We start from the raw sequence: 19,502 nt of genomic DNA, 5'->3' as shown, positions 1-19,502 counted from the left end.
TCAGATGGCGGTCGGGCGGGCGGGGGTGGGTTGGTGTCGACGGCGAGCCGCCGCGCCAACGTCCGAAGGGTCGGAGGGCCCGTCTCCGGTTGTTCGGACGTTGTGGGTGGTGCCGCGCTAACGTCCGAAGGACCGGAGGGCCCGTCTCCGGTTGTTCGGACGTTGTGGGTGGTGCCGCGCTAACGTCCGAAGGACCGGAGGGCCCGTCTCCGCTTTTTCGGACGTTGCGGGTGGTGCCGCGCTAACGTCCGAAGGATCGGAGGGCCCGTCTCCGGGTCTTCGGACGTTAGCTTCAGCGAGCGGTTGCCAGGTAGGTGCGCCAGCTGCCGTATGACGTGATGTCGTGGGCTGGGTTTACGGCGTCGGCGGTGCAGAGGAAGCCTAGGAGTTGGCGGCCGTTGGAGAGGGTTAGGGGGCCGATCGCTAGTGGGGGTTGGATTGTGGTGGCGAAGCTGCCTAGTTGGGCGGCAGGGATGGCCCAGACCTCGACCTCTAGTTCTGCGCCTTCGGTGGACGGGGTCAGGCCGGGGCGGGGGCCGTCGACGAGATACATCCGGTACGACGGTGCCGTGCGGGCCGTCTCGACCAGGCGCGCACCTCGTCGTACCAGCTCGTGGTTCAACGGTTGGCCGGTGAGGTGTGCACCGGCGACCGCGAGGAGTACTTCGTCGGTCCATTGGGCGGCTAGGTCGATCAGCGCGTAGTCGTGACCGGCTGGGGCGATCAGCTGCACACCGAAGGGGAGGCCGTCGGCGCGGTCTGGGCCGGGGAAGGCGACTGCGCAGAGGTCGAGCAGGTTGACCATGTTGGTGAAGCGACCGAGCCGGCTGTTCGTACCGATCGGATCGGCGGCGACCTCCGCGAGCGTCGGGTGATTAGGTGTCACCGGCAACAACAGTGCGTCGAGTGAGGTCCACAGCTGCTCGCCCGCCCGGGCCAATACAGCGAGGCGGTCGAAGCCGGCGAAGGCGGCCGACGCGGTCAACGCCTCGCCGCCGCGGACGATCGTCCGTACGGTCGGATCGACCTCAGGTACGTCGTCGAGTTTGTCCCCGAAGGCCAGCCAGCGTTCGGCGAGCCACGGCCCGGAGTACAGCAGGTTCGCTGCCTCGAGCAACGGCCTGACGTCGACCGGAACCACCTCGCCGAGCCGATGCGCCTCGGCGAGCATTTGCTGCCACGCCTTCTCGTGCAACGGATCGAGGTCCAGATCAAGATCCGGTACGCCGATCACCGGCGTACCCGATCGACCCGGCCGACTGTGTGGCAAGGACTCGAACCGCCGCGACCACGCGTCATCAGGGTCAAAGGCAACCATCACCTCGAATGCGCGGCGGGCAGTCTCGACCGACCGCGCCATCACGGTCACGCAATCGAGCGAGCGACAAGCCGGAACGACCCCACGCGCCGACACCAGACCACGAGACGGCTTGATCCCAACCAGCCGGTTGAAGGCAGCCGGCACTCGACCACTCCCAGCGGTATCCGTACCGAGCGCGAAGTCGACCTGCCCAGTCGCGACCGCCACCGCACTCCCCGAGCTCGACCCACCCGAGATGTGCTCCTCCGAGAAGACCGAGTGACAAGCGCCGTACGGCGATCGCGTGCCGACCAACCCAGTGGCGTACTGATCCAGGTTCGTCTTCCCCAGCGGTACGGCGCCGGCCGCGATCAACTGATCGACCACGAAAGCGTTCTGCGCAGCCGGTACGACGGTCCGCGGGTCACCGGCCGTGGTCGGTACCCCGGCCAGGTCGATGTTGTCCTTCAGCGCCATCGTCAGCCCGCGCAACGGTCCGGCCTGCGCCTCGACCGGCTCCACCCGGGTGATCCATTCGGCGTTGCTCATGCTCCCCACCTCGCTCGTTCCGCGTCGAACGCCGCTCGGCGCCGGGCTCTCAAGGTTGCGATGTCTACGGGCGCCTCCCGCTCGATCCGGCGTACATCGGCGATCGAGAAGGTGGCCGGGGCCACCTTGAGGTCAGCCCGTCCAGCCGCGATCTCGGCCCGCTCGTGCGCCAACTGCTCCACGCTCACCGGAGTGAACCTGATCAGGTCGAACTGCCGCAACAACCACGGCCGCTCGTCCTGCAGCCGCCAGACCGGAACAGTCCGTCCGACCAACTGGTACCCACCAGGACCCTCCATGCCATAGACACACAGGTAGATCCCGCCGATCCCGACCGCGTTCTGCGGTGTCCAGGTCCGGGCCGGGTTGTACTTCGTCGTCACCAGCCGGTGCCGCGGATCGATCGGGACCGCGACCGGCGCCCCGAGGTAGACATCGCCGAGCCCGACGACCAGGTACGTCGCCTGCTGGACGATCTCGAACACCTCATCCCGCTCGTCCAGGTCGTTGACTCGCCGGATGAACTCCACGTTGTCCGGACACCACGGCGCATCCGGCCGAACCGAGGTCGCATACCGGCGCATCGCCTCGTGCGCCTCCGGATGATCGAACGCGATCGGCAGCGTCACTTCACGCGCCGGCAGTACGACGGTCTCCGGGTCGGCGAGCCCAGACACCAGCTGTGCAAGGTGTTTGGCCAACTCGAAGGGACCGAGTGACGAGGTGTCCAAGGCAACCAACAGCGATCGGACACCCTCGACGATCTCGACCACACCACGCGGTCGATGCTCACGCAAGGCCTCGGCCAGCAGGTGGATCCACACCCGAACGGTGAGATCAAGCTCCGCAGGTCCGGCCTCGACGAGCAGATGTCGTTCCCCAGCACAACGGATGGTGTAGCCGGCCGCCTCATGCAGTACGTCGGGCCGCGACGCCGTACCGACGATTGTTGGCACCGGCAACGGATCCTGCCGCAGATCGGCCAGCCACCGCCGTCGTTCCTCGATCGCTGCGGTCGCGGCATCGATTGTCACCGGCAACAACCGAACGGAGTCTCCAGCTCGCAACTGACCGAGCATCCACCGATCAGCCTCGATCACCACAGCCGGTACGACGAACCCGCCGAGCGACGGACCGTCCTTACCAACGATCACCGGGGTATCTCCGGAGAGCATGATCCCGCCGACCGGATAAGCCGAGTCGTGCACGTTCGACGGATGAAGTCCGGCCTCGCCGCCATCGCTCCGAGCCCAGCCCGGCAGTGGACCGGCCAACCGGACACCAGTCCGGTCCGATCGATGGTCGACTGTCCACTCAGTCCCGAAGAACGCCTCGACTCCTGCCGTTGTGAGGTGATCCGGCGCGCCATGCGGTCCCGGGATCACCCGAAGCTGCCAACTGTTCGCGATCGTCGGCAACTCCACGCTGGTCGGGCTGAGTAGGTTCTCGCGCCGACCGAGAGGCAGCTGATCACCAGCCGTCAGCGGCCGCCCGTCCAGACCGCCGAACCCACCCAGCACGAAGGTCGATCGGCTGCCGAGGACTGGCGGTACGTCGACACCGCCCTCAATCGCGAGATAGCCACGCATCCCGTCGAGCGGACCGATATCCAGCACGGCTCCGGCCGGGAGCATCACCACCAAACCCGGGCGGACCGGCCAGCCGTCGATCGTCGCCTGCCGAGCCGCACCGCCGACGCAGATCAACCGATCCTCGTCGCACGTCAGGACCGGACCGGTCTGCACACACTCCAGGCCGGCCACACTCGACGGATTGCCGACCGCCGCATTAACTAGAGCGAAGGTGAGCTCGTCGGCCGCACCTGATGGCGGTACGCCAACATCCCACAGGCCGGGCCGACCTTCGAGATCCTGAATGGTGGTCTGTAGGCCCGGGCTGATCACTGTGAGCACGGGTCACCACCAGCCCAGGAGTTGCACCGGGGTCGGGTTCCAGCCGTTGCAGGGGTTGTTGATCTGTGGGCAGTTGCTGATCAGTACCAGGAGATCGCGGCTCGCCGTCACCTCGACGTACCGGCCGGGTGCGGACAGTCCGTCGTCGAACTTCAGGTCGCCCTCTGGCGTGACGGGGACGTTCATGAAGAAGTTGATGTTGTGGGCGAGCTGCCGCTGCCCGATCCCAGCCTGAGCGCCGTACCTGAGGAAGGTCTGACGGCAGGCGTGCTGGTGCCGGGTGTGGTGCCCGTACCGAATGACGTTGCTCTCCTGGGAACACGCGCCGCCGACCGTGTCGTGCCGTCCGCAGGTGTCGTCGGAGATGAGCCCGAGCTCATCGCCTTGCGTCGACATCAGACGCGATCCGGTGGTCAGGTAGACGGCTTGCTGGGCGCGAATCGTGTCGAAGGCCGAGTACCGGTTATCGATGTCGTGCGCGTCGTAGAACAACGTATCCACCGCCTGGTTGCCATGCAGATCAACGATCCGCAAACGCCCACCAACCGGGACAGTCAGCAGCGCGCCGTCGCCAGCAGCGACGACCTGGTCGAGTGCGGTCATCGGACCAACTCCAACGCACGCAGGGCCTCTGGCCGCAGCTCGGCCGGATCCCCCGGTTCCGCCACCTCAATCTGTACGCCGACAGCGCCAGCCGGCGTGGTGGCGAGTGCATGCGCCGTCGTGGAGACGAACACCAGCAAGTCCTGGTCGGCCCGCAAGGTGACGCTGGCTCCAACAGTCGCATGCCCGGGGACGAAAGCGAGTGCCGAGGTCGAGTCGATCGCAACCTTGGAGAAGAAGTTGATGCAGCCGTGGAGATCAGCAGGGCCGAGTCCATGTTTCGCCAGCTCCAGCAGGAGAAGCTGGCTCGGAACGAACCCGGTCAAGCAGTCATGCCAGTCGAGGGTGGAGGAGGTGACCGTGGCCAGGGCTACCCCGCGGTCGGACATCAGCACGAGGCCGGAGTGGATCCGGGCAGTCATCTGCGACTTCAGCGTGTCCGGGATGTTCAGCCGGTCGAGGCGGTCTGCTCCAATGATCAGCACCGAGGCGTTGGCGTCATCGGCCAGGGCGGTCAGGGTCAGCGCGCGTCCGGACCGGACGGCGACCGACCAGGCGGCGTCGCCGGGGATCTCGTGTTTCACGCGACGGCGCCTTCGAGAGCAGGCGCGACCGACGCGTGATAGGCGCGTCGTTGACCGAGGTAGGCGATGACGCCGCCGATGCCGACAATCGCCAGCGTGAGCAGCGGAAGATAGTGCAGGTACCAGCCCTCTCCCGCTGGGTCGTAAACCTCCGCCCGCGGCCAGCCGAGGTTGATCGCCATCGCGAGTCCGTAGCCCACAGCAACGATGTTGACGATCGGACCGAACCGGCCGAGCGAGAACAACGGACGGCCGTTCTCATCGGTACCGGTCGGCAACGTGTGACGCCGGAACAGCAACGGCGTCGTCACCATCAGATAGGCGATGTAGAGCAACATGATGCAGACGCTGGCCAGCCCGAGGAACAGACCGGCGTTACCCACGTTCACCACCAGACAGACAGCCGCCAGCACACCCGGTACGACGGTCGCGGCGACCGGCGTACCGGTTCGTGGTGAGACGCGGCGGAGCCAGGCCGAGGCGGGCAGGACGTTGTCGCGCGCCATCGAGAAGATCATCCGCGCCGCAGCGGTCTGAATCGCCAACGTACACACGCAAACCGCGAGCGCAACGTCCAACAACAGGAGCTTGCCGGTGGTCGTGCCAAGTCGACTCGTCAACACATACGGGAGTCCTTGCGTGGCCAGATTCCCGTCGGTCACTGACGGCGCGGCCATCAGCGCCGCAATGATCAGGAACGCACCACCGATGCCCGAGGCAACGACTGCGCGGATGATCGTTCGTGGCGTGGTCGCGCGCGGCTTGTGCGTCTCCTCGGCCAACTCGCCCGCACTGTCGAAACCGACCAGCACGTACGCCGCCATCAACGCCGAGATCAGCAACGGAACGACGTACCCGGTGGTGTTGTCGAGGTTGGTCGTGTGCAGTACGACGGAGGGCCCGCGCTCGGCCTTGCTGGTCAGCAGCACGACGATCAGGACGACGCCGACGAGCTCGCAGGTGACGCCGATCGAGTTGACCACGGCCATGATCCGGACGCTGGTCGCGTTCAGGATCGTGGTCACGACGAGCAGGATGCAGCCGAGGACAACGGCGTTCGCCGCACCGTCCTTCGACGACAAGGCCGGGTCGGTACCGATCAGCTGGAACCCGGACCAGACCGCGGGAAGCACCACCTGCAAGGCGATCGCCGCAGCGGCCAGGGTGATGGTCTGCGCGATCACCATCGTCCAGCCCGCGAACCACCCGACGACCGCGCCACCGAGTCGCCGAGCCCACTGGTAAATCGCGCCGGACAACGGGTAGCGAGCGGCCAGTTCGGCGAAGCAGAGCGCCACCATCAACTGCCCGACCAGCACCGCGGGCCAGGCCCAGAAGAACGCCGTACCGCCGAAGCTGAAGCCGAGGCCGAAGAGCTGGAAGACCGTGGTCAGGATCGAGACGAACGAGAAGCCCGCGGCGAACGACGCGTAGCTGCCGACTCGGCGCGAGAGTTGCTGGGCGTAGCCGAAGTGGCTCAGATCTTCTACAGGGGCGGTGAGTAGATCAGGGGTTGCTGACATTCCGGCCTCCGTCGAGTCGGCCCGGAACGCGCACGGCATGCCCGGGCCTCGCGGCCTCCCGGGCTTTTGTCCCGCCGTGGAACGGCGCTCAACTGCGGCGCCGCCTCCCCTCTCGGACCAGACCCACCGGATGGCAGCGGAACCCTAGGGGCGCCCCGCCGTCCCGGCGGGTCTGTTCCAGTTCAGGACCCAACGGTTTCAGCAACACTCTTCACTTGTTGCGAACAGGTAAACGCTTCCTCTCAGCAGACAACAGTTCTCACTAGCTGCTGAGATCGGCGAGAGTGCTGGGAGCTTTGCCCTGCTCGACCCACTTCACCAGCGCACCGAGCGGATCGGTCGGGGCCGGACCGCCGCCGCAGTGACCGGCACCCGGAACCAGGAAGAGTCGGTAGAAGCTGTCCACGCGGCCCATCTGGTGCTCGACGCGCCGGCGGTAGTCGACAGTGCCTTGCGCCGGGATGAGGGTGTCGGCGAGTCCGTGCCAGGAGAGCAGCTTGCCGCCCGCGCGCCGGAGGCCGGACAGGTCGGGGTTGTCGCTGCCGATCACCTTGTTGTACTGCGCGTGCGACTGCCGGAAGAGCTTGTAGTACTGGGCATACGTGAGCTTGCTGGTGTCGTAGCTCGGGTCGAGCTTCAGGAAGTTGCGGATCCAGCTGTCCGGTACGACGAACGGCACCGCGTGCTGCCCCTCAGTCACGGCCAGCCCGTCGAGCGGCGTACCGCGGGTGAGGCCGTACCAAGGACCGCCGTCCCAGATCTTGCGCACCACGCGCGCATCGGCAGCCGTGATCGTCACGGACTTGCCCTCGCACAACACCGTCTTGCCGATCAACCGCTCCGGTGCCCAGTGACAGTTCTGTGGGTCCTCGATGCCACAAGCCTGTACGGCGGCCTTGGTGAACTCCTCGAACTCGCACTTCGTCGGGTAGGTGTGCTCCTGGTTCATCACCACGGCCGGCCAGATCGCGGCCACCGTCCAGCGGTCCCAGTTGACCGCGGGTGAGGCAGCGAGGATGCCGTCGAAGTCGGTCGGGTGCTGCTGCGCCTCGACGTACCCCTGCCGGCCACCGGTCGAGCAACCGTTCCAGTACGTGTACGCCGCCGCGCGACCGTAGTAGTCGTTCACCACAGCCTTGCCCACGATCGCCAGGTCGTGCACCGAGCGCGAGGCGAAGTTCGTCAGCAGGCCCTGGTCGACCTTGCCGTCCTTGAGTGCCCAGGAGTCCGCGGTGTACGGCGACCCGACCACGCCGGCGTCGGTCGAGGCAACGGCGTACCCGGCCTTGATCGCGTTCGCCCACGGCGCGCCGAACTCACCGGCCGCGTATCCCCCGCCGCCGAGCGCCTGGAAGCGTCCGTTCCAGCCGGTCTTCGGCAGCCAGACCACGGTCTTCACGTGGTCCCCGGCGCCCGGATGGCTGAGCTGGACGGTGACCTCACAGTACGCCGGTACGCCGGCGACCGAGCTGGCCGGAAACGGCGGGTTGGCCGGGAAGTCGACCGTGCCACCGGGCTGGTCGACCCCGGTCACGGAGTCGACGTGGGCACCCTGCGGTGCCTTGACGGGGAGGTTCGAGCAGGTGCTGGGCGTCGCGCTACTCGGTAGTGGGACCAGTACGGCGAGCGGGACGATCGCCGCGGCCACCAGGGTCAGAAGTCGTTTCATGATCCCTACCGAACCAACACCGCTCAGAGGCAACCAGGGATACTTTGTCCTGTGACCCAGGGCACAGGGCTGAACCGGGCGATGCTCGCCGACTTCCTGCGGACCCGGCGGGCGCAGCTGCAGCCGGAGGACGTCGGGCTGCCGCGGGCGCGGCGCCGCCGCTCGGACGGCCTGCGTCGCGAGGAGGTCGCGGAGCTGGCCGGCGTCTCGGCCGACTACTACAGCCGGATCGAGCAGCAGCGCGGGCCGCGGCCGTCCGAGCCGATCCTGAGCTCACTCGCCGAGGGCCTGCGGCTGAGCGAGGACGAGCGGAAGCACCTCTTCCGGCTGGCCGGCTACCCCAATCCGCCGCGGCACCTGAACGATCGAGCGGCTCAGCACCTCCTGCGGGTGATGCAGCAGCTGGACAACACACCGGCCCAGATCTGCAGCCATCTGGGTGAGACTCTCCAGCAGAACGATCTCTCGGTCGCCGTCTTCGGCGATCACTCGCGCTTCGAGGGGATCGAGCGGTATTGGGCCTACCGCTGGTTCCTGACTCCGGCGGAGCGAGAGCTCTACGCGCCGGTCGACCATGACCGCATCTCCCGCGCGATCGTCGCCGAGGTGCTCGCCACTCACGCCACGTCGGACCCGCAGGCCGCCGTACTGGTTGAGACCTTGCTCGGCCAGAGCCCCGAGTTCGCCGAGGTCTGGGCCGAGCATCCGGTGTTCGAGCAGGACTGGCCGCGGCTGCACCTCAACCATCCCGAGGCGGGTTGGCTGGAACTGAACAGCGACTACGTCGTCGACTCCGACCGCTCCCAGTTCCTCGCCATCTTCACGGCCGATCCGGGCAGCCCTGATGAGCAGAAGCTGCGCGAACTGGCGGACACCTTCGTCTGGTGATCCTTCAGAGCGCGCTGGCCTTCGCGTTGCGCTCGAACTTTGACCACAGGGTTGACGTGCAGTTGGCACAGGACGGACCGAAGAACTCGCCGCGGGCCTGCGCGTCGCCCATCAGCCAGTAGCGGAACCAGGCCGTGATCGCGCCGCGAAACTGACCGCCGTCCGGGCTGACCACGAAGTGATCGGCACCCTTCAGCTCGGCGTAGATTGCGGGTACCTGGGCGCTCTGTGTGTAGCGGTCGTGCACGACCGACGGCCAGACGATCAGGTCTGCCGAGCCCGCGAAGTAGAGGGCCGGGCCATGCAGGTCCGCGGGGTCGTTGAACGGCCCGCCCTCGAGCGGCGCCACGGTGTCCACGCGCGGGTCTGCCCCAGCCCCAACGGCCGCGCCACCACCGAGCGAGTGGCCGGTCGCGCCGACATGATCGAGATCAACCTTGCCCGCGAACACGCTGCCCGCCGTACCGTTCTGTGCTGTCAGGTAGTCGAGCCCCTCCAGCAGCGGGTCACCCGAGCTCGACCGGCCTTCGCCCGCGGCCACGATGAAGCCGTGGGACGCGAAGTGCTCCAACAACGGCTGGTACGTCGATACTGTCGCGGCCGCGCCGTTGCTCCACAGGATCACGGGGTGCTTCGCACATCCGAGCGTCCCGAGCTGGGTCGGCCGGATGATCGTCGTACCTTGCCCGTTGGAGGCCGAGGTGACGGCGTACGGACCGGGTGCTGACCAGTTCTTGTTCACCGACGGACAGCCGGCCGCCTGGGCCGCAGGTGTCAGGTTGACGACGAGGGCAGCGGTCGTGACGACTATCGCGAGCAGGCGTTTCACTGGAGCTCCTTCGAGGCGTAGAGAGTGTTCAGCGAGCGAGCGTACTTGTCCCGCACCACGGATCGCTTGAGCTTCAGCGTAGGCGTCAGCTCGCCGGTATCCGTGCCCCAAAGGGACTCCAGCAGGGACCAGCGTTTCACCTGTTCGACCCTCGACAGCCGCGCGTTGCCGAGGCGAACCGCCTGCTCGATCTCAGCCCGTACGGCGGGATGCGCGGCAGCCTCGGCCGACGTACCGGCTTCGATATTGCGGGCCGCGCACCACTGGCGCCAACCGGGATCGAGGGTGATCAGGGCAACCAGGTACGGGCGGTTGTCGCCGTGGACGTAGACGGAGCCGATCAGGTCGGAGGCCGAGGAGACCGCCTGTTCGACGTTGGCGGCCGAGATGTTCTTGCCGGCCGCGTTGATGATCAGCTCCTTCTTGCGACCGACGATCGAAAGGTAGCCGTCGGCATCGATCCGGCCGAGGTCGCCGGTGTGCAGCCAGCCGTCGATGAAGGTGTCGGCGGTGTCATCCGGTCGGTTCAGGTACCCGGGCGAGATGATCCGGCCCCGGGCCAGCAGTTCACCGTCGTCGGCCAGGCGGAGTTCGACACCTGGCAGCGCACGACCGACTGTGCCGAGACGGGGTTCGCTGAGGGAGTTGAGGGTCAGTACGGCGGAGGTCTCGGTCATTCCGTAGGCCTCGACGATCGTCACGCCGATGCCGCGGAAGAACGTCAGCACATCCGGCGAGATCGGCGCTGCCCCACTGACCGCGACGATCAGTTCGTTGAGGCCAAGCGCGAGCCGGATCCGCCGATAGACCAGCCGTTCAAACAGCACACCGCGCGGTTCTCCCTTGCGGGCAACGGCGATCGCTCGGCGCAGCAGCGCCCGTCGTACCGGGGATCGTTCGGTGATGGCTCGCTCGGTGATTGCTCCGAGCAACTTCTCCCAGACACGCGGCACCGCGAGGAATACGTGCGGCTGGATGAGCGGCAATTCGTCGGGCAGGGTGCGGAGATCCCGGGCATACGTGACGGTCGAGGCGAGCGCCGTACCGAGGTAGTGCGTGATCATCCGCTCGGCGAGGTGGGCGAGCGGTAGGTAGGACACCTGCGTTCGCCCCGGCTTCGGGAGTTCACCCAGGTCCTCGACCACGCGGGTGAGGACCCCGGACAACACTGTGGAGATTCCGGCGTGGGTGACGAGCGTGCCCTTCGGCGGACCCGTCGTACCGGAGGTGTAGACGATTGTTGCCGGATCATCCGGTTGGACCTTTGCTGCTGCGGCTCGCACCTCCGGCAGGCGTTCGGGCAACGACGCGAGCGCGGCCGCGGTCAGTACCTCAAACGACAGTACGCCGACCGGCGCCGGGCCCGGGCCGATCACGAGGATCGTCCGGAGCTCCGGCAACCGGTCTCTGATCTCCAGCCAGAGAGGCAGGAACTCCATGTCCACGACGCATACCTTGCAGGCCGAATCCCCTGCTACATAAGCAAGTTGGTCGGCTGCGAGGGTGTTGTAGTACGACGTCGGAGTCGCGCCGGCGAGCATCACTCCGACGTCGGTCAGCACATGCTCGGCCCGGTTCACCATCTGCAGCCCGACCACGTCACCCGGTTCGATCCCGAGATCGAGCAGTAGCAACGCGATCGCCTGGGCCTGGCGTTCGTACTCGGCCCAGGTCAACCGCCGCTCGCCGTCGATGATCGCCACGACATCACTGTGCTCAGCGGCGTTTCGCCGTACGAGGTCGAGAACGGTGTCGGGCAGCATCGGGGGCGGGCTCCTTCAGCAGGACGTCGTGGCGGGACGGCTCTGGAAACGGTCGCCCAACCAGTTCAGCGCATTCGTGCCCCAGATGGATACGGTCGTGACGTGTCCGCCGAGCGGAATCGCGTGCCACTCGAGGGTCGCACCGGCCGCGCAGTACCTGGACTTGAGCGCCACCGCACCGGCGTACGGGATGAGCTCGTCGGCGGTCCCTTGGTAGAGGTAGATCGGCGCGGACGGCTTGACGTTGCCGAGCAGGTTCTCGTGAATACGCTGCTGCCAGCGCGGGTCCTGGATGACGTCCGGAACCGTCGTGTAGTCGTTGAGATGCCCGCCCAGCGCGGTCGTGCCGATCTCGGCGACGCAGGCCTGCTTGAGCTGCGCAAACAGGGCCTTGCCCTGCGTGGTCAGCACGTTGTCCAGCGGAACGTCGGGATAGGCCGTCGCCAGGCCGGCCGCGGCAGCTGCCACCAATCCGAACACTCCGCCTTCGTTGCTCTTGGCCACCAGATTGAGATCGGCCGGAACCCCGCCGGTCGCCGTACCGACGACGTTGAGATCGGGAGCGTACGCCGCTGCCTGCTCAGCCGCAGCGGCCGCCGCCTGGCCGCCTTGGGAGTAGCCGAAGACCCCGACCGGAGCAGCTGGGTCAAGGTTGGCGGCCGGGAGTCGGGTTGCCGCGCGAGCGACATCGAGGAGTGCGCGCCCCTCGGACTTCGCAGTCGCGTAGGTGTGCGTTCCCGGCGTACCGAGTCCTTCGTAGTCGGTCAGTGCGACCGCCCAGCCCTTGCCGATGGCCTGGACGATGAAGGCGACCTCGACCTCGGTACCGGTCCGGAGCTGGTACGACGGCGCGCACTGGTCACCGAGTCCCTGCGTACCCATCGCGTAGGCCACGACCGGGCGCTTCCCCGGTCCCGTCCAGGCGGTGAGCGGCGTGATCACCGTGCCGGACACAGCGTTCGCCGTACCGGTGGCTGAGGTTGATCGGTAGAGGACCTGGTCTGCGCGAACTGGGGTGGGGAACAGGCCGACGTACAGGTCGACCTTCCGGGTCTTGAGGACGTCGCCTGCCGGGACATTCGGCAGCGGTGACGGCGCCGTGTAGAAGGGGTCGTTCTGCGGGGTTGGTGGGCGGTCGTCCGCCGCGGCGGGCGCGACGACGACCGCACAGGACAGGCCTGCGACGGCCAGCCCGGTGACGAGTCTGCGGAACACGGTGAGTACCTCCGGGGCGGGAGAGTGGTAATGAGGATTACCCGAATATAGGGGTCGGGTTAGGCTGTGACAATCCCCTGGACGTGTGGAGGTTCGGTGTCTACAGAGCGCAGCTACGGCGGTGTGCCGTTGGCTCAGCGCCGGGAGGATCGGCGCGCGCGGCTGCTCGCGGCGGGGGTCGAACTGTTCACCTCGACCGGTTATCAGCAGACGAAGATCACCGAACTGTGCGCCGCGGCCGGGATGTCGAACCGTGGTTTCTACCAGGAGTTCGAGACCAAGGAAGCGCTACTGCTCGAGCTGTACGTCCGGACCAACCAGCTCGCTTACGACCACGTCAGCCATACCCTGACCAGCTTGTCGACGGCGGACCCGGCCGCGCGGATCGACGTACTCGTCGACGTCTACCTGGCCGCGGTCACCGCAGACCCGCGACTCGCTCGACTGAACTACGTCGAGGCCGTCGGCGTCAGCCCCGCGGTCGAGAGCCTGCACGTGGAGTGGGTCGGCCGCTGGAGCGAGCTGATCGAGCAAGAGGCCGACCGCGCCGCTGCTCTTGGCCTCGCTCCCCGGCGTGATTTCCGGCTGACCACGATCATGATCGTCGGCGCCATCACCGGCCTGCTCCGCGAGTGGCAGACCCACACCGCCCGCTACCCAGTCGCCGAGATCGCCGCCGAGGCAAAGGCCCTCATCCTCGCCTCAATCACCCGCCAGGCGTGACGCGCTTCTTGGTGAAGGTAGCGGCGAACAGGTAGGGCAGGGTGTAGACACTGCCGAGTACGACAGGCAGCGCGAGCAACCGCCGTACGCCGCGTTCGCGGTAGGCGATCCAGGCCATGATCAGCAGCAGATGCAGACCGAAATCGCCGTTGATCTGCGCTCGCCAGGGATGGGCGAAGTCGGTGATGAACACGCTGCCGGCCGACAGGCCGAGGGTCGTGATGGCGTGCACGGTGACTGCGACGATCGCCAGCCAGGCAACGACGAGCGCACTCCTGACGATCAGCATACGAACTCGATGATGCGTTGGGCCAGCTCGTCCGGTTGATCTTCCGGGATGAACGAGTAGCTGTCCTCGATGGTGACGATGGTTGCGTTGGGCAAGGTTTTGGCCAGGCGATCGAAGAGGTGCGGCCGGAAGATGCGGTCGTCGGCGGCGCGGACCAGGAGGACCGGCTTCGCGAAATCTTTGAGGGCCGTTGCGGCGTTCAGGGTGTACTTGTTGTCGACGGCACCGATGAAGCGGGTGGCGTCGCGGCGGATCGCGGCGCTGTCGCGGATCGGTCGCAGGTAGTCCTTCAGGATCTCGGCGGGGATCCCGCGTTTGGCCAGCCAGCCGAAGGTGTTCGGTTGGCGCTGCACGATCGGGAGTTGGAGCAGGCGACTGCCGAGCCAGATCGCACCCGGCAGTTTCATGAGCTTGGGCATCCGATCGAACGGCGACGGGAAGAAGTCCTCGAAGGCGTCGCACGGGGTGAGCACCACTCGGCCGACGCGCTCGGGATGGTTGGTCATGAGGAGCTGCGTGAGGGCGCCGCCGGTGTCATTGGCGACGACGGTGACATCGGTCAGGTCGAGTGCCTCGAGGAACTCGGCGATCAGATTGGCCACGCCGGGTGGAGTCAGGTCAGCGTCAGCCGGCATCGGGATTCGATGCGCACCCAGCGGCCAGTCCGGAGCGATACAGCGGAAGCCGGCAGCCGCTACCTGCGGGACGACCTTGCGCCAGAGCTTGCCGTTGACCAACAGCCCGTGCACGAAGACGACCGCCGGGCCGGCTCCCTGCTCGACGTACTCGATCTCGCCGCTCGGCAACACCACGGTGCTCATACGCGCCGCCAACTCTCGGTGCCCAGCGACAGCGCCTCCATCGCGACCTGCCGACCAGTCTGTACGGCGGCGCGGAGCGGCTGCGGGCGGCGTTCGGTCCGGCCGATGCTCAGGCTGTCGGCGGGTGGACGGATCTGGATCACCGCCGGATGCTCGGCCAGCAACGTCTCCTCCTCAGCGCGGATCTCCACCCGGCGCAGCCACGGGTCGAGGGCTCCGGGCGCGTAGCGGGCGAACCAGCGGTTCAAGAGCGCGCGCTCGGCACGTGATGGTGGGCGCTGAGTCTCGTTCAGGCGCCGGGTCCGCAGGGCGACGACATGGGTCGCGTTCTGGGCGAGCGCCGTCCGGATGGGAGTGCCTTCGGTGACTCCGGCATCGACGTAGGTGCGGCCGTCGAGCTCTACCGGCGGGCCGGCCAGGAGAGGCATTGCTGCGGAGGCACGGAGGGCCGTTTGCAGGCTGAGCTGGTCATGGAGGTGCGGATGCAGGTCGACGGACTTGCCGGTGCGCGCGTCCGTGGCGATCGGGTGGAACTCGACCGGGTTGTCGAGGACCTCCTGGAAACCCATCGGCATCACCTCGGTGTAGACGGTGTTCACCAGGTAGTGGGTGTCGACCACCGGCTGGCGACGCAGCAGCCGGCGCGGGCTGATCGTCGTACCCATGATGGTTCGGTCCCACCAGGCGTGCTTGGTGCTGTCGGCGCGGCCGCAGAGCAGCCAGGCGCCGTTGAGCGCACCGGCCGAACTGCCGTAGACGGCATCGAACAGCGGCAGCAGGCCGAGCTGCTCGATCGCGACCGTCATCCCGCTGGAGAACGCGCCGCGCGAACTCCCACCCTCGATCAGCAGCACGAGCCGGGCGTCGTCGGCACGACGCCCGGGAAGGCTGCCCTGGTCCCGGCGATCCAGCAGCAACTGACGGACGGAATCGTTCACAGATCGAACTGTATCATCGTTCCGTATCAACGTTACATAACGTCGATATGCTACCGTCGGGCAGTGCCAAGGGTGAAGCAGCGAACCGACGACCTCCAGCAGCGCGGACTGGCCAGCGCGCTGGCGGTGCTCGACGAAGAGGGCGTCACCGCCCTGACCACACGGACGGTCGCGCGCCGGGCCGGAGCGTCGGTGCCGGCGATCTACGAGGTCTTCGGCGACAAGGCCGGGATCGTCCGCGAGGTCTACTTCGAGGGGTTCCGGTTGCTCGCCGAGCGGCTCGCCGCCGTACCGATGACGACGGATCCGCTGGAGGCCCTACGCCGGCTGGCCGAGGCCTTCCGGCGCTTCATCCTCGACCACTCCGTGCTCGCCGAGGTGATGTTCGCCCGGCCGTTCGCCGACTTCGACCCCACCCAGGACGAGGTCCGGGCCGGGGTCGCCGTCCGCAAGATCTTCGTCGACCACGCGCGGTACGCCGTCGAGCGCGGGCATTTCCACGGCGACCCGACGGATATCGCGCTGATCTTCTTCACCGTCGTCGAGGGCCTGACCGGCGCCGAGAAGGCGAACCGGCTCGGTAGCTCGAAGCAGTCCGCCAACCGCCGGTTCCGCCTCGGGATCAACACGCTCATCGCCGGCTTCGCGCGTAGCGTGCCGGAGTGATCCCGAGCATCCGCTTGAAGTGCCGGTTCAGGTGGGACTGGTCGTAGAAGCCGGCCTCGGCGGCGACAGCGCCGGCCGGCATGCCGGCGAGCAGGAGTTCGCGGGCCAGCTCCACCCGGCGACCGGTCAGGTAGAGGTGCGGCGGGATCCCGAAGCGCTTGCTGAAGGAGCGGACCAGGCTGGTTGAGGTGGTCTTCATCAGTTCGGCCGCTTCTTCGAGGGTGAGGCCGCTGGTCAACCGCTCGTCCAGGAGGTCATGCAGGTCGTCGGCGACGCCACGTGGTGGGGGCTCGGCCGTCGACGTACGGCTCAGGCTGGCGCTGACTCGCTCCAGGATCAGAGCCAGGCGAGCCTCGGACTCGAAGGACTCACTGGGTTGGGCCAGGACGCCGTGGAGTTGGCTGATCCGCTGCCAGAGCAATGGGTCGGACAGGTTGGGCTCATCGGTCGCGGGTCCGATCAGGTTGGCGTCAAAGGCGTCCTCGGCCAGGTAGATCACGCGCTTGCGGAAGCCCTGCGGGGTCGACGTACGGCCATCGTGCGGAATGTGCGGCGGCAACAGGAGGACCTGCGAGCGCAGGGTGCCGTGGTCGTGCTTGTCGAGGTCGAAGCGCAGGATGCCGTCGTCGAGGATCAGCAGGGTCCAAACACTGTGGGTGTGGACCGGGTAGGCGTGCTGGAGAAAGTGCGCATGGAAGACCTCGGTGATCCCGGGGACCTCCGGATGCCAGGCACTGATCGCAGCTTCGCCGACCATGACAAGAACGTACAAGACAATCCCTCGTCGCGAAATCAGCATCGAGAGATGACCAAGCCGTACGTCTATCTGTTGGTGACGATGATCTTGTTCGGGACCGCGTTCCCGAGCTCGAAGGTTGCCGTCGGCCAACTTCCGCACGAGGTCGCCGCCGCGCTCCGCTTCGGTGGGGCCGCGCTCGTCCTGATCCTGGTGCTCGCGCTGCGCCGCGATTCCTCGCGCTTCTCCTGGCGCGATCTCCGGACGGCGGGAGCACCTGGCCTGGTGGGCGTCTTCGCGTACAACCTGTTCTTCTTCTGGGCCTTGACCAAGGCCCCGGCCATCGACGGCAGTGTGATCGTCCCGACCATGAGCCCGGTCCTGACCACGATCGCCCTGGTTCTGACCGGTCGCGAGTCGGCCTCCCGTCGGCGCGTGGTCGGCCTTGCACTCGGCGTGATCGGCGCGGTCGTCTTCTTCGTCGGGATCGGCGGCGCGGTCAGCGGCTCCCACCTCGCCGGCGACTTCCTCTACCTGGTCGCCGCGGCCTGCTGGGCGTTCTACAGCATCGCCTCGAAGAAGGTTCTGACCGGCATCGACCCGCTCCGCGCAACGACGTACGCGACTGGTGTTGGTGCCCTGGCCCTCGCTCTGGTCGCGATCCCGGCGTTCCCCGACACCCACTGGGCCGAGGTCTCCACGACCGTCTGGGCCAACATCATCTTCCTGGCAATCGGCCCGACCGCGGTCGCCTACCTGTTCTACTACCGAGCCCTGCACTCGGTCAGCCCCAGCACGGCAACCGTGGCGATGTTTACCGTCCCGGTCTTCGGCACCGCCGCAGCCGTCACCTTCCTCGAGGAATCCTTCACGACACTCCAGATCGTCGGAGCCGTCATCACGATCGCCGGTGCGCTCCTGGCTGTCATCAAAATGTCAGCGCGTCCTGGTAGGAACGAGGTGACCCTCAAGGAGGACGCATGCAGTGGAAAGACATCCCGATGACCGAGTGCCTGCGCGGCGGCGAGGCGGAGATGCTCCAGTTCGCCGTCAACCGCGTCCGGCGCCAGTTCGCCTGGAAGACCGGCGACCTCACTGCCTCGCAGTTGCGGCAGCAGCACCCGCCGTCGACGATGACGCTGGCCGGTCTGATCAAGCACCTGGCGTTCGTCGAGGCCGGCTTCACCGCCCGCGCCGCGCAGCGTCCGATCGAGGCGCCGTGGGATGTCCGAGACTGGGTCGCGAACGACAACTGGGCCTGGGAGTCCGCGGTCACCGACGATCCGCAGGAGTTGTACGGGCTCTGGTATTCCAGCGTCGAGCGTTCGCAGGCGACCTGGGCCGAGCTGTGCGCGGATGACGGTCTCGACGTCCTGATCGACGAAGGCGACCCCGACTGGATCACCAGCCGGCGCCGCATCCTCGTCGACCTGCTCGAGGAATACCTCAAGCACACCGGCCACGCCGACGTACTGCGCGAAGCCGTAGACGGCCTCCGCGGAAACGACCCCGAGTAAAGCTCGTCGCCGCACCCACCGCCGACCACGCCTTCACCCCCGCCGGTTCGTAGCGCTGTCAAACGCTAACGTCCGAAGGACCCGCGGGCGTGGTCGGCGTGTTTTCGGACGTTACGACCTCAGACAACCGCCGCAACCGGTGTGGGTTGTCGTGGCGGATCACCGCGGTCGGTGTGGAAGGTGAGGCCGGCGGGGGGTAGGTGACGCGCTGCTGGGATGCGACCGGCGTCCACAGCCGCCGACCCGGCCGCCCTCTGACCTTCGGCAATTGGCTCGTGCGACGTATGTGTGAGTGGTTCGCGCGTTGTTGCCCCGGCGGCTTGCCGTCCGCTCGCAAGGTCTCGAGCGAGGTGATCGGCGAGTGTGGGGAGGATGTCGCCGACTGAACCCACTGGGCTGCTGGACATCGATTTCTGGCGGCAATCTCCTTCCACTCGTCGTCGGACCGCCGTTTCTGCACCGCGACTGAACCCACCCTGCTCGCCGAGGGACAGAGGCTGCGGGGGGAGGGCGTGGGGTGGCGGGGGCGGACCGCCAGCACCGTCTAACTCTGCGCGGCTCGGACAGTCCACGCTCAGCATCACCCGCACGAGCAGCCGCGCGAGAGGTTAGACGGTGACCCAGGTCCGGCATCCGGGGGCGCCGGATACAACCCGGGGGTGCGCACCCCCAACGGGGACCTTGAACAAGCTATGCCCCTGTTCACAGCCCCCATTTCCTGTCCACACCCCCAACAACCGCAAGCAGATCACCTACTGCCAACGGTGGAACAGCGCCCAGCCAGCCCGCCCGCACGCCGGCCAACTGCCCCACCACACCGGGGAAGAGACCGGTACGCCGCACCACCCACGAATGAGTCAGAAGAGCCCGGAAATTTGAGGGGATATCCGGCTCTCCTGATGCATGTGTGGGTGGTTTGAGCGCGCCTTGAATGGCGCACGCCGTTCCCTGTCTAGGTTTCTGAGCTGTCTAGGAA

The 19,502-nt window shown here is 67.1% G+C and carries 18 protein-coding genes and 1 riboswitch; of the genes, 5 read left to right on the top strand and 13 right to left on the bottom strand.

Features of this window, described 5'->3' with window-relative positions:
* Positions 1–292 precede the first annotated feature (292 nt).
* From ACFVWG_RS41285 to ACFVWG_RS41260, 6 genes are all read right to left on the bottom strand, one after another.
* Positions 293–1,849, bottom strand: a complete 1,557-nt coding sequence (locus tag ACFVWG_RS41285) for an allophanate hydrolase (RefSeq protein WP_391549008.1) — start codon at positions 1,847–1,849, stop codon at positions 293–295.
* Positions 1,846–3,762 carry a 5-oxoprolinase/urea amidolyase family protein gene (locus ACFVWG_RS41280; RefSeq protein ID WP_391549007.1) on the bottom strand — a complete coding sequence of 639 codons (1,917 nt, stop codon included), beginning with the start codon at positions 3,760–3,762 and terminating at the stop codon, positions 1,846–1,848. Before ACFVWG_RS41280 ends, ACFVWG_RS41285 begins: the two co-directional genes overlap by 4 nt.
* A gap of 3 nt (positions 3,763–3,765) precedes the next feature.
* Positions 3,766–4,365, bottom strand: a complete 600-nt coding sequence (locus tag ACFVWG_RS41275) for an urea amidolyase associated protein UAAP2 (protein WP_391549006.1) — start codon at positions 4,363–4,365, stop codon at positions 3,766–3,768.
* Positions 4,362–4,949 (bottom strand): DUF1989 domain-containing protein, encoded by a 588-nt coding sequence (locus ACFVWG_RS41270; RefSeq protein WP_391549004.1) that lies wholly within the window; start codon positions 4,947–4,949, stop codon positions 4,362–4,364. The genes ACFVWG_RS41275 and ACFVWG_RS41270 overlap by 4 nt, the downstream gene beginning before the upstream one ends.
* A complete protein-coding gene (locus tag ACFVWG_RS41265; RefSeq protein ID WP_391549003.1) occupies positions 4,946–6,472 on the bottom strand; it encodes an amino acid permease in 1,527 nt (508 codons plus the stop codon). Before ACFVWG_RS41265 ends, ACFVWG_RS41270 begins: the two co-directional genes overlap by 4 nt.
* Before the next feature lie 53 nt (positions 6,473–6,525).
* Positions 6,526–6,631: riboswitch (guanidine-I (ykkC/yxkD leader) on the bottom strand.
* A 103-nt stretch (positions 6,632–6,734) separates the two neighbouring features.
* The gene (locus ACFVWG_RS41260) at positions 6,735–8,141 is read right to left on the bottom strand and encodes a tannase/feruloyl esterase family alpha/beta hydrolase (protein ID WP_391549002.1); all 1,407 of its coding nucleotides are present in this window, start codon (positions 8,139–8,141) and stop codon (positions 6,735–6,737) included.
* Positions 8,142–8,192: 51 nt separating this feature from the next.
* Between ACFVWG_RS41260 and ACFVWG_RS41255 the strand changes: the two genes are divergently transcribed.
* Positions 8,193–9,029, top strand: coding sequence for a helix-turn-helix transcriptional regulator (locus tag ACFVWG_RS41255; RefSeq protein WP_391549000.1), 837 nt, complete (start codon positions 8,193–8,195; stop codon positions 9,027–9,029).
* 4 nt (positions 9,030–9,033) lie between these two features.
* Here the strand turns inward: ACFVWG_RS41255 and ACFVWG_RS41250 are convergent, their stop codons facing one another.
* Genes ACFVWG_RS41250 through ACFVWG_RS41240 form a run of 3 tightly spaced genes read right to left on the bottom strand, consistent with a single transcriptional unit; the run spans position 9,034 to position 12,836 of the window.
* The gene (locus ACFVWG_RS41250) at positions 9,034–9,858 is read right to left on the bottom strand and encodes a hypothetical protein (protein ID WP_391548999.1); all 825 of its coding nucleotides are present in this window, start codon (positions 9,856–9,858) and stop codon (positions 9,034–9,036) included.
* Positions 9,855–11,621: an AMP-dependent synthetase/ligase gene (locus tag ACFVWG_RS41245; RefSeq protein ID WP_391548998.1), complete on the bottom strand. Its 1,767-nt coding sequence runs from the start codon at positions 11,619–11,621 to the stop codon at positions 9,855–9,857. The genes ACFVWG_RS41250 and ACFVWG_RS41245 overlap by 4 nt, the downstream gene beginning before the upstream one ends.
* 15 nt (positions 11,622–11,636) lie before the next feature.
* Positions 11,637–12,836 carry a lipase family protein gene (locus ACFVWG_RS41240; RefSeq protein ID WP_391548997.1) on the bottom strand — a complete coding sequence of 400 codons (1,200 nt, stop codon included), beginning with the start codon at positions 12,834–12,836 and terminating at the stop codon, positions 11,637–11,639.
* Positions 12,837–12,932: 96 nt separating this feature from the next.
* On the opposite strand from ACFVWG_RS41240, the gene ACFVWG_RS41235 reads away from it, so the two are divergent.
* Positions 12,933–13,559 carry a TetR/AcrR family transcriptional regulator gene (locus tag ACFVWG_RS41235; RefSeq protein WP_391548996.1) on the top strand — a complete coding sequence of 209 codons (627 nt, stop codon included), beginning with the start codon at positions 12,933–12,935 and terminating at the stop codon, positions 13,557–13,559.
* On the opposite strand, the gene ACFVWG_RS41230 is transcribed toward ACFVWG_RS41235, so the two are convergent.
* Genes ACFVWG_RS41230 through ACFVWG_RS41220 form a run of 3 tightly spaced genes read right to left on the bottom strand, consistent with a single transcriptional unit; the run spans position 13,543 to position 15,607 of the window.
* Positions 13,543–13,848 carry a hypothetical protein gene (locus ACFVWG_RS41230; RefSeq protein WP_391548995.1) on the bottom strand — a complete coding sequence of 102 codons (306 nt, stop codon included), beginning with the start codon at positions 13,846–13,848 and terminating at the stop codon, positions 13,543–13,545. The two genes, ACFVWG_RS41235 and ACFVWG_RS41230, sit on opposite strands and share 17 nt — an antisense overlap.
* Positions 13,842–14,669 (bottom strand): alpha/beta fold hydrolase, encoded by an 828-nt coding sequence (locus ACFVWG_RS41225; protein WP_391548994.1) that lies wholly within the window; start codon positions 14,667–14,669, stop codon positions 13,842–13,844. The genes ACFVWG_RS41230 and ACFVWG_RS41225 overlap by 7 nt, the downstream gene beginning before the upstream one ends.
* Positions 14,666–15,607, bottom strand: a complete 942-nt coding sequence (locus ACFVWG_RS41220; RefSeq protein WP_391548993.1) for a patatin family protein — start codon at positions 15,605–15,607, stop codon at positions 14,666–14,668. Before ACFVWG_RS41220 ends, ACFVWG_RS41225 begins: the two co-directional genes overlap by 4 nt.
* 72 nt (positions 15,608–15,679) lie before the next feature.
* Between ACFVWG_RS41220 and ACFVWG_RS41215 the strand changes: the two genes are divergently transcribed.
* Positions 15,680–16,273, top strand: coding sequence for a TetR/AcrR family transcriptional regulator (locus tag ACFVWG_RS41215; protein WP_391548992.1), 594 nt, complete (start codon positions 15,680–15,682; stop codon positions 16,271–16,273).
* On the opposite strand, the gene ACFVWG_RS41210 is transcribed toward ACFVWG_RS41215, so the two are convergent.
* Positions 16,239–17,030, bottom strand: coding sequence for a helix-turn-helix domain-containing protein (locus ACFVWG_RS41210; protein WP_391548991.1), 792 nt, complete (start codon positions 17,028–17,030; stop codon positions 16,239–16,241). The genes ACFVWG_RS41215 and ACFVWG_RS41210 overlap by 35 nt on opposite strands.
* 48 nt (positions 17,031–17,078) lie before the next feature.
* Between ACFVWG_RS41210 and ACFVWG_RS41205 the strand changes: the two genes are divergently transcribed.
* Positions 17,079–18,014: a DMT family transporter gene (locus ACFVWG_RS41205; protein ID WP_391548990.1), complete on the top strand. Its 936-nt coding sequence runs from the start codon at positions 17,079–17,081 to the stop codon at positions 18,012–18,014.
* The gene (locus ACFVWG_RS41200) at positions 17,990–18,526 is read left to right on the top strand and encodes a DUF664 domain-containing protein (protein ID WP_391548989.1); all 537 of its coding nucleotides are present in this window, start codon (positions 17,990–17,992) and stop codon (positions 18,524–18,526) included. The genes ACFVWG_RS41205 and ACFVWG_RS41200 overlap by 25 nt, the downstream gene beginning before the upstream one ends.
* The last annotated feature ends 976 nt before the right edge of the window (positions 18,527–19,502 follow it).

This window comes from Kribbella sp. NPDC058245, from assembly GCF_042882005.1.
In the GTDB taxonomy this organism is placed as follows: Bacteria; Actinomycetota; Actinomycetes; order Propionibacteriales; family Kribbellaceae; genus Kribbella.
Note: the sequence above shows the minus strand (reverse complement) of the source record. Positions and strands in the feature narration are given on the sequence as shown.